We start from the raw sequence: 9,640 nt of genomic DNA on the forward strand, positions 1-9,640 counted from the left end.
AATGAGGTTTTATCTTTCTAAAGAGATATATTTTTTAGAAGGAGTATAATTATGAAACTAGTCAGATGCCCTAATTGTGGTTTCGTCTGTAAGAGAAATGGTAAAACAAATGCGGGTTCTCAACGTTGGTATTGTAATCAATGTTCTTACTCATTCACAAATAAAGTGAATAAAACTAACAATAATTTACAGATATTTTTGGATTGGTTATTTGGTAAACACACACAGTTAGATATGGCTGGCGATGGACGTTCATTTCGTAGAAAAACATCACAGTTTTGGGAGCTTTGGCCATTACCACCAAAAGTTGAATCATCAAGTAGTGTGGTATTTGTTGATGGTATTTATTTAGCTAGAAATGCTTGTATTTTAATCTGTTGTAATGAGACGCATGTCTTAGGCTGGTATGTTTGTAGATATGAGCATTCTAAGGCTTGGGAGGCTTTATTACGACGTATTTCATCACCTATAGTAGTTATATCCGATGGTGGTACCGGCTTTCAAAAGGCATTAAAAAAAGTTTGGCCGAAAGCCAAACTACAAAGATGCTTATTTCATGCATTTCAACAAGTAAAACGCTATACAACAATACGTCCTAAAACGATTGCTGGTTGTGAGTTATATGGAATTGCAAGGGATTTATTAACAATACACACGCAAGATCATGCTATAAAGTGGGTACAAAACGTTATGTCATGGAAAGTACGACATAGAGTATTCCTATCAGAAATAACAGTTGATGAAAATGGTACGATACGACCTAAACATGAACGACTTATAAAAGCAGAAAATTCCTTAGTTAAATTGATTAACAAAAGATGTTTATTTACTTACTTAGATGCATCGTTAACATGTGCCTGCCCAGCTACTAATAAGCGTATAGAAGGTGGTGTAAATGCTCAGTTACGCACTATGTTACGTAATCATAGAGGAATGTCTATTGAAAGACGAATAAAAGCGGTGTTCTGGTGGTGCTATATGCACTCACCAAACCCGCTTTCTAATGCAGAAATACTTAAGGTTATGCCGACCAACAAGAGTATTTCTGATATATATCATACCATACATGAACAATCTAGGTTAGAAGCTTCTATTCCGACTTGGGGTGATGCTATTGTTTGGAGTGATTTGCATAATTATGATCGCCTATTTACCAATCTTTGGGACTAAAATAGCAACACTTTTTGTCCTATAACCCTATAATGGATATATATTTACTATTGCCAACGGTGTTCGTAGTATGCTTGTGTCCACATAATAACCTCGATTAAGGACGGATGTGGGCTCATAGTTTCACCTACAGTGATAACGGATTTAGGGTCCATTTCGCGAGTAATACCTTTTTCACGTAAGCGTTTAGTACGTTCAGAAGCGATTTCTTCATTAATTGCTGTCAACGGAGTTACACCACTGTTCATAAGGTTTACATATGGTTGGAAGAGGATAGACGCTTGAGGACCTGTTACGTGCATACCAAGGATATAATTAGTATCTTTGTCTACCACGATTTTAACAAAGCCGTCATTTACATCGCCAGGGTTGATACCCATTGCATAGCCTTTAGCTGTGGAGGAGTAGTAGTTTTTGCCTACACCTACATTATAACCAGCTTTGATAGCTTCTGCTTCAGTAAGACCTACGCTACCAATTTCAGGGTAGGAGAAGGTAACCTTTGGCAATGTATCATAACGTGCCCAACGGAAATCTTCTTCGTTTTTAGCAAAGTATAGATTGTGGGCAATAATATCAGCTTCATAGTTCGCACGATGACGAAATGCTGGTTCACCATTTACATCGCCTAAGGCATAGATGCCATCAACAGATGTTTCGAGGAACTCGTTTGTTTTAATCCAGCCCTTTGGCCATGTTTCAATACCTGTATTTTCGAGGTGGAGCTCTTCTACAGCAGGACGAATGCCAGCTGCTACGAGGATTTCTTCTACCTTAGTTTCTGTAACTTCACCAGTGCTACGATCTTTAGTGACTACAACTTTAAGACCATCTTCTTGACGGATTTCAACAGTGTCTTGGTTTAAGATTACATTAATACCACGAGCCCTGTAGTTTTGAAGAAGATGTTCGGACATCTCTTCGTCTTCTTTAGGTACAAGGCGCACATTATGTTGAATGATGGTAACTTCAGTACCAGCTGCATCAAATACGTGACCGAATTCTACGCCGATAGGGCCTGCACCAAGTACTGCAAGCGATTTATACGGTTGTTTCGGGAACTTATCGCCAAATAAACTTTCACTAGAAAGGAAGCCTGCTTCTTTTAGACCAGGTACATTTGGTATGTTGCTATAACCACCAGTACCTAGAATAATTGTTGGAGCTGTGATTTCTACGATACCAGAGCCATCGTTAAGGTGGATATTCATAACCTTATCGGACACAAAACTTGCAGCACCGCGATATACATCTACGTTGTCATAAGAGTTATAGTAATCATAGATGCCTGCAGACTTGTCAATCATATGCCATGTACGTTTAGCTACAGTGTCCCAATCCATAGTTGCATCGCCAACATTGACGCCTATTTTTTTGAACTCTTCTACCTCTTGAATGGCATTAGCTGCTGTAACCATTACTTTCGTAGGAATACAACCGCGATTTAGGCATGTGCCACCGAATTTACCTTTTTCTATGATGGCCACTTTAAGGCCTTTTTTTAGCGCAGCGTCAGCTACGATGGTTGCACCACCTGTACCAACCACAATAATATCGTATTGTTTCATGTTGATTCCTTTCTATTGCTATCTGTTAATAGTTATTATTAACTCCATTATAACACTATATTGAAGAAAATCAATATAGGTGATTGTAATTAATATAAACGTATATGATTAATATTGATACCTATGTTGATTTATAAAGTATGTTCTTTATATTATACAATGAATATATTTATAAGTCGTATAGTAATCTAGTAATTATGGACCTTTTAATACAAAAAAAACGGTCCCGAAGGACCGTCTTTGGTATGATTGTAAAATTATATTTAATTCCAGTTTTCGTGATAGCCACGTTTCGCATAATCTGCAGTAGCAGTGAAGAGAATATCTGTACTGGAGTTAAGTGCTGTTTCAGTGGAGTCTTGTAAAACGCCAATGATGAAGCCTACACCTACAACTTGCATTGCGATGTCATTGGAGATACCAAATAGAGAACAAGCAAGAGGAATTAGAAGTAGGGAACCACCAGCAACGCCAGAAGCACCACAAGCACCGATAGTAGCAATAACAGATAAGAGAATTGCTGTAGGGATATCTACAACGATTCCAAGTGTATGGGCAGCAGCTAATGTCATGATTGTAATTGTGATCGCTGCACCACCCATATTGATTGTTGCACCCAATGGAATGGATACGGAATACATATCAGGGTTAAGTTTTAAACGTTTCGCTAAATCGAGGTTAACAGGGATGTTTGCAGCAGAGCTACGAGTAAAGAACGCATAGATTGCAGATTCACGTAAACATTTGAAAACCAATGGATATGGATTACGGCGAAGATATACAAAAGATAGAAGTGGGTTTACTACTAATGCTACGAAAATCATAGAACCAAGTAGTAATACGAGTAATTGGAAATAACCAATCAAAGCTTCGATACCGTTAGTAGCGATAGAATCAGCTACAAGACCCATAATACCAAGAGGAGCAAAGCGGATAATCCAACCTACTACAGTTGTAATAGCTTGAGCGATAGACTCCATTATTTCTTTAGTATTCATTGGTGCATGGCGTAAAGCGCCACCGATGATAAGTGCCCAACCTAAAATGCCGATATAGTTAGCCGTCATTAAGGCTTTCACAGGGTTATCAACAATATTTTTTAAAAGTGTTTTCATTACCTCTACGATACCTTGTGGTGGAGCTGCATCAGCTGCACTAGCTGCAAGGTGTAAAGTAGTAGGGAACATAAAGCTTACGACTACAGCAAGCGCTGCAGAAAGGAATGTACCTAATAAATATAATGTGATTACAGAGCCCATACCTGTTTTTTGACCAGAACGGTGTTTACTGATGGCTGCAATTACAAGGAAGAATACGAGGATTGGTGCAATCCCTTTTAAAGCACCAACGAAGAGAACGCCTAATAAAGCTAATTCATTTGCCACATCTGGCACATATAGAGCTGTCAAAATACCAATAATCAAACCTATGATAATTTGTTGGATTAGACTGACTCTATTGATTGATTTTACAAATCGATTCATAGTACACTCCAATACTTAATAAAAACTAATAAAAGACCATGGAAAAGATATCTTTTCGTCATGGACATATGTCATTATACAACGAACACAGGATGGTGGCAATAGATAATATCATAGTCATTTATATATAGTTAAATTAAATCTACTGTGATTGATAACGATGTTTATTTTGTAATATACTAATTTTAACAGTAGTGAATATATGGTTTTAACTAAATATGTGCTTATTACATAATTACTATATATAGTATATATAATAGGATTCTTTTGATAGGAGGCATAGTATGATATACTATGCGAGTAAAGAGTTTGAATATAGTTCTTGATTAGTGAAAGGACCATAATGAATACGAAAGAATTTAAAACATATGCAGATAAAGAAGAATTTGTGCAAGGTGTATTCTCTAATATTGCTAAGAATTATGATTTGATGAATACAGTCTTGAGTTTTGGACAGGATTATTACTGGCGCAAATTTTCTGTAAAAGCAATGAATATAGGTCCAAATCAACGTATACTTGATGTAGCTTGTGGCACTTGTGTGTTTACAAAGGAAGCGTTACGTCAAGAACCAACATTAAGGGTGGAGGCTTTGGACTTTAATAGTGAGATGCTTGATCAAGGTCGTGTACGCATTGAAGATGCTGGTTTAATAGATCAAGTTAATCTTGTTCAAGGTGATGCGATGGCATTACCATATGCAGATAACACATTTGATGCTGCTATGAGCGGATTTGCAATGCGTAATGTGCCAGATATTAAACAAGTGTTATCTGAAATGCAACGTGTTGTAAAGCCAGGTGGAAAAGTAGTTGTGTTAGAACTCGCAAAGCCAAGCATGTTTGGTTTTAAACAGTTATATAATTTCTACTTCTCCTATATATTACCTATTTTAGGTAAGTTAAGTAAGGATAATTCCTCTTATGCATGGTTGCCAGAATCCTTACGCAGATATCCTCATCAAAGTGAGATTCTTGAAATCTGGAAATCTTTAGGATATGAAAATGCCACCTATCATGAATTGACAGGCGGCATTGTAGCGGTCCACGAAGGTGTGGTACCAGAAAATTCTATTGTAAATAATAAGTAATATTAGCGTCTTGAGAAACTACTAATGATCCTTTTTCAACAGGAGTAGCAGTTTCGAGAGACGCTTTTAACATTAAGGCGTTACGATAGGAACCAGAGTCCATAGAGCTTGTTTGTGGTGTGCTGATAGAAACAGTTTTTACAGGGCCTAAAGTACGACCAAGGGCTGCAGCTATAACCTCAGCTTTATGACGACCGTCTTGAATTGCTTCGGTAGTTAAAGAATCAGATAGTTGTTGAGATACATCATTTTGGAATGAAAGGTTGTTGATATCGTTGGCGCCAGCGCTAACAGCAGCGTCAACAGCCTTTCCTACATTATCAAGATTGTTGATTTTTACAGTCACACGATTTGCTACACTATAACCAGTGTTAATTCGTTTGCCATCTTGATAATCACTTGTAGGGTTAATAGAAATGTTAGATGTGTAAATATCTTTTTTGTCGATACCTAAATGACCTAACTTGCTGATTAAATCACTCATGATGCGATCGTTATTGGATTTTGCAGCATTGATATTAGTGTTTTCACTAGTAATACCAAGTGTTAAAATCGCATAGTTAGGTGCTACAGAACGAGAGGCTTCGCCTGTAATTTGAATTTCAGAGGTATCAAATGTACCTTGTGGTGCAGCAAAGGCTGCAGTGGCCATAGTTGCACATACCGCAGCAATAGCAACTGTTTTGGATAATAAACGTTTGGATAATTTCATACTCAATCTCCTCACACATTATTATAATATTAATAATAACTACCATAATAAAAGACTAAATTGAAATATAGAGCTAATTCAAAATTAAAATATAGTATTTAATGGTATATAACTATATAACTACATAAGTGAAAGAGTCTATATTACAGCTACATTATACAAAATAGGTTGTATAAAATCAATCTTAAGTTTTTAGGTTGGAAAATGAATGTGCAATGAAAGTTGTGTGAAATTGAGAATTGGGGGTTGCCATTATTTTTTGGTTATACTATAATATCCATACAGTCGTTCGAGCGACTGTTTCTTAATGAGTGTAGAAATACACTTTGAAGTTCGAAAGAACTTCAAAAAAGATTATAAAATGTGTTGACATGAAAGTGCTCACATGTTATTATAATCAAGTCGTCAGATGGCGCTTCACTGAAGCGTGAAACTGATAACAGATCTTTGAAAACTGAACAATGATAGGTAATCAATCATATGATTGAACATATGCCAGAGTGCGGGTTTTGACAAAGTCAAAACCAACCATAATTCAAAGTTACTTACATGTAACGACAACAAATAATGAGCTATTCAAATAGCTTCAAGATATCTTGGAGAGTTTGATCCTGGCTCAGGACGAACGCTGGCGGCGTGCTTAACACATGCAAGTCGAACGAAGAGCGATGGAAGCTTGCTTCTATCAATCTTAGTGGCGAACGGGTGAGTAACGCGTAATCAACCTGCCCTTCAGAGGGGGACAACAGTTGGAAACGACTGCTAATACCGCATACGATCTAATCTCGGCATCGAGGATGGATGAAAGGTGGCCTCTATTTATAAGCTATCACTGAAGGAGGGGATTGCGTCTGATTAGCTAGTTGGAGGGGTAACGGCCCACCAAGGCGATGATCAGTAGCCGGTCTGAGAGGATGAACGGCCACATTGGGACTGAGACACGGCCCAGACTCCTACGGGAGGCAGCAGTGGGGAATCTTCCGCAATGGACGAAAGTCTGACGGAGCAACGCCGCGTGAGTGATGACGGCCTTCGGGTTGTAAAGCTCTGTTAATCGGGACGAAAGGCCTTCTTGCGAATAGTTAGAAGGATTGACGGTACCGGAATAGAAAGCCACGGCTAACTACGTGCCAGCAGCCGCGGTAATACGTAGGTGGCAAGCGTTGTCCGGAATTATTGGGCGTAAAGCGCGCGCAGGCGGATTGGTCAGTCTGTCTTAAAAGTTCGGGGCTTAACCCCGTGATGGGATGGAAACTGCCAATCTAGAGTATCGGAGAGGAAAGTGGAATTCCTAGTGTAGCGGTGAAATGCGTAGATATTAGGAAGAACACCAGTGGCGAAGGCGACTTTCTGGACGAAAACTGACGCTGAGGCGCGAAAGCCAGGGGAGCGAACGGGATTAGATACCCCGGTAGTCCTGGCCGTAAACGATGGGTACTAGGTGTAGGAGGTATCGACCCCTTCTGTGCCGGAGTTAACGCAATAAGTACCCCGCCTGGGGAGTACGACCGCAAGGTTGAAACTCAAAGGAATTGACGGGGGCCCGCACAAGCGGTGGAGTATGTGGTTTAATTCGACGCAACGCGAAGAACCTTACCAGGTCTTGACATTGATGGACAGAACTAGAGATAGTTCCTCTTCTTCGGAAGCCAGAAAACAGGTGGTGCACGGTTGTCGTCAGCTCGTGTCGTGAGATGTTGGGTTAAGTCCCGCAACGAGCGCAACCCCTATCTTATGTTGCCAGCACTTCGGGTGGGAACTCATGAGAGACTGCCGCAGACAATGCGGAGGAAGGCGGGGATGACGTCAAATCATCATGCCCCTTATGACCTGGGCTACACACGTACTACAATGGGAGTTAATAGACGGAAGCAATACCGCGAGGTGGAGCAAACCCGAGAAACACTCTCTCAGTTCGGATCGTAGGCTGCAACTCGCCTACGTGAAGTCGGAATCGCTAGTAATCGCAGGTCAGCATACTGCGGTGAATACGTTCCCGGGCCTTGTACACACCGCCCGTCACACCACGAAAGTCGGAAGTGCCCAAAGCCGGTGGGGTAACCTTCGGGAGCCAGCCGTCTAAGGTAAAGTCGATGATTGGGGTGAAGTCGTAACAAGGTAGCCGTATCGGAAGGTGCGGCTGGATCACCTCCTTTCTAGGGAGACATACACCAAGCCAAGAGCTTGGATGTCACTTAGGTCGACACTTTGGCACCTAACATTGTTCGGTTTTGAGAGATCTGTAAAGACTCTCAATCTACAGATATGGGCCTATAGCTCAGCTGGTTAGAGCGCACGCCTGATAAGCGTGAGGTCGGTGGTTCGAGTCCACCTAGGCCCACCAGTTGGCTCATATAACTTGAAATACACTTTGTGTAGAGTACAGACACTAAGAGCTAATTTGATAGGTAAAACTTATAAAAGATAACGGATTCTTCGGAATGGATTATCGAGACTTAAGTTAACCCATTACGGGGGCGTAGCTCAGTTGGGAGAGCACCTGCCTTGCAAGCAGGGGGTCAGGAGTTCGAATCTCCTCGTCTCCACCATTTAGTATTTGACAGCTAGTCTGTTTTGTACTAAAATAACTAAGCTGATTTAAACAATCAGTTACAATTGTTTGTTCTTTGAAAACTGCATAGAAGAATTAATATATATTTGTAAGGTCATCTCTTAGAATTTCTAAGTAGGTTGACCCGAGCACATAGGAAATAATTCTCTGACTTAATGGTGACGTACATGAAAATGTACGGCTACAAAATAAACGACAATGTATCTAATGCATGTCAATAAAATCTTAAGTAAAGATTTTAAGGGCGTACGGTGGATGCCTTGGCGATATCAGCCGAAGAAGGACGCGGTAAGCTGCGATAAGCTACGGAGAGGTGCAAGCAACCTTTGACCCGTAGATTTCCGAATGGGGGAACCCGGCAGTGGTTATGCACTGTCACCCATACCTTAGACTATGAGGAGGGCACCTGGGGAACTGAAACATCTAATTACCCAGAGGAAAAGTAATCAAACGAGATTTTCTTAGTAGCGGCGAGCGAACGGGAAAGAGGCCAAACCGGAGCGGGCAACCGCACCGGGGTTGAGGACAGTCATCAAGTGTAAATGAGGTAGAAGAATCGAGTTGGAAAGCTCAGCCGAAGAAGGTGAAAGCCCTGTAATCGAAACCTTGCATACATGGGACTGTATCCAGAGTACCACGAGACACGTGAAACCTTGTGGGAAGCAGGGGGGACCACCCTCCAAGCCAAAATACTGATATCGACCGATAGCGCATAGTACCGTGAGGGAAAGGTGAAAAGAACCCCTGGCGGGGAGTGAAAGAGAACCTGAAACCGTATGTCTACAAACAGTCGAAGTCTGTATATATATCAGGACGACGGCGTGCCTATTGAAGAATGAACCGACGAGTTACTGTTGCTAGCGAGGTTAAGTGGAAGACACGGAGCCGCAGCGAAAGCGAGTCTGAACAGGGCGTTCAGTTAGTAATAGTAGACCCGAAACCGTAGTGATCTATCCATGGCCAGGTTGAAGCACAGGTAAAATTGTGTGGAGGACCGAACTCGTGAGCGTTGAAAAGCTTTGGGATGAGTTGTGGATAGGGGTG

5 protein-coding genes, 2 tRNA genes and 2 rRNA genes (1 of these 9 cut by a window edge) are annotated in these 9,640 nt (G+C 40.8%); 6 read left to right on the plus strand and 3 right to left on the minus strand.

Features of this window, described 5'->3' with window-relative positions:
* Nucleotides 1-51 precede the first annotated feature (51 nt).
* Complete coding sequence (locus tag VEIT17_RS02240; protein ID WP_178884577.1) at nucleotides 52-1,170, plus strand: IS256-like element ISVesp1 family transposase; 1,119 nt, start codon at nucleotides 52-54, stop codon at nucleotides 1,168-1,170.
* A 47-nt stretch (nucleotides 1,171-1,217) separates the two neighbouring features.
* Here the strand turns inward: VEIT17_RS02240 and VEIT17_RS02245 are convergent, their stop codons facing one another.
* Nucleotides 1,218-2,738: a dihydrolipoyl dehydrogenase family protein gene (locus VEIT17_RS02245; RefSeq protein ID WP_178884579.1), complete on the minus strand. Its 1,521-nt coding sequence runs from the start codon at nucleotides 2,736-2,738 to the stop codon at nucleotides 1,218-1,220.
* Nucleotides 2,739-3,001: 263 nt separating this feature from the next.
* The gene (sstT, locus tag VEIT17_RS02250) at nucleotides 3,002-4,222 is read right to left on the minus strand and encodes a serine/threonine transporter SstT (protein ID WP_024066514.1); all 1,221 of its coding nucleotides are present in this window, start codon (nucleotides 4,220-4,222) and stop codon (nucleotides 3,002-3,004) included.
* Between the two features lie 343 nt (nucleotides 4,223-4,565).
* Here sstT and VEIT17_RS02255 point away from each other — a divergent pair, with 343 nt between their 5' ends.
* Complete coding sequence (locus VEIT17_RS02255; RefSeq protein ID WP_178884581.1) at nucleotides 4,566-5,312, plus strand: ubiquinone/menaquinone biosynthesis methyltransferase; 747 nt, start codon at nucleotides 4,566-4,568, stop codon at nucleotides 5,310-5,312.
* On the opposite strand, the gene VEIT17_RS02260 is transcribed toward VEIT17_RS02255, so the two are convergent.
* Entirely contained in the window at nucleotides 5,293-6,024 is a 732-nt protein-coding gene (locus VEIT17_RS02260) for an SIMPL domain-containing protein (RefSeq protein WP_024066516.1), read from the minus strand. The genes VEIT17_RS02255 and VEIT17_RS02260 overlap by 20 nt on opposite strands.
* A gap of 593 nt (nucleotides 6,025-6,617) precedes the next feature.
* Between VEIT17_RS02260 and VEIT17_RS02265 the strand changes: the two genes are divergently transcribed.
* The 4 genes from VEIT17_RS02265 to VEIT17_RS02280 form a co-directional block, all read left to right on the plus strand.
* Nucleotides 6,618-8,180, plus strand: a 16S ribosomal RNA gene (locus VEIT17_RS02265).
* A 111-nt stretch (nucleotides 8,181-8,291) separates the two neighbouring features.
* Nucleotides 8,292-8,368: transfer RNA gene (locus tag VEIT17_RS02270), tRNA-Ile, on the plus strand.
* A 129-nt stretch (nucleotides 8,369-8,497) separates the two neighbouring features.
* Nucleotides 8,498-8,573, plus strand: a tRNA-Ala gene (locus VEIT17_RS02275).
* Between the two features lie 251 nt (nucleotides 8,574-8,824).
* Nucleotides 8,825-9,640 (plus strand): 23S ribosomal RNA (locus tag VEIT17_RS02280); it runs 2,119 nt beyond the window's last position.
* The 16S and 23S rRNA genes sit together here with 2 tRNA genes alongside, the layout of an rRNA operon.

The organism is Veillonella nakazawae (genome assembly GCF_013393365.1).
Lineage (GTDB): Bacteria > Bacillota > Negativicutes > Veillonellales > Veillonellaceae > Veillonella > Veillonella nakazawae.

Bases quoted from the DNA above. Each gene is read 5' to 3' on its own strand.
- VEIT17_RS02240 (WP_178884577.1), top strand. From the start codon at position 52: ATGAAACTAGTCAGATGCCCTAATTGTGGTTTCGTCTGTAAGAGAAAT.
- VEIT17_RS02245 (WP_178884579.1), bottom strand. From the start codon at position 2,738: ATGAAACAATACGATATTATTGTGGTTGGTACAGGTGGTGCAACCATC.
- sstT (WP_024066514.1), bottom strand. From the start codon at position 4,222: ATGAATCGATTTGTAAAATCAATCAATAGAGTCAGTCTAATCCAACAA.
- VEIT17_RS02255 (WP_178884581.1), top strand. From the start codon at position 4,566: ATGAATACGAAAGAATTTAAAACATATGCAGATAAAGAAGAATTTGTG.
- VEIT17_RS02260 (WP_024066516.1), bottom strand. From the start codon at position 6,024: ATGAAATTATCCAAACGTTTATTATCCAAAACAGTTGCTATTGCTGCG.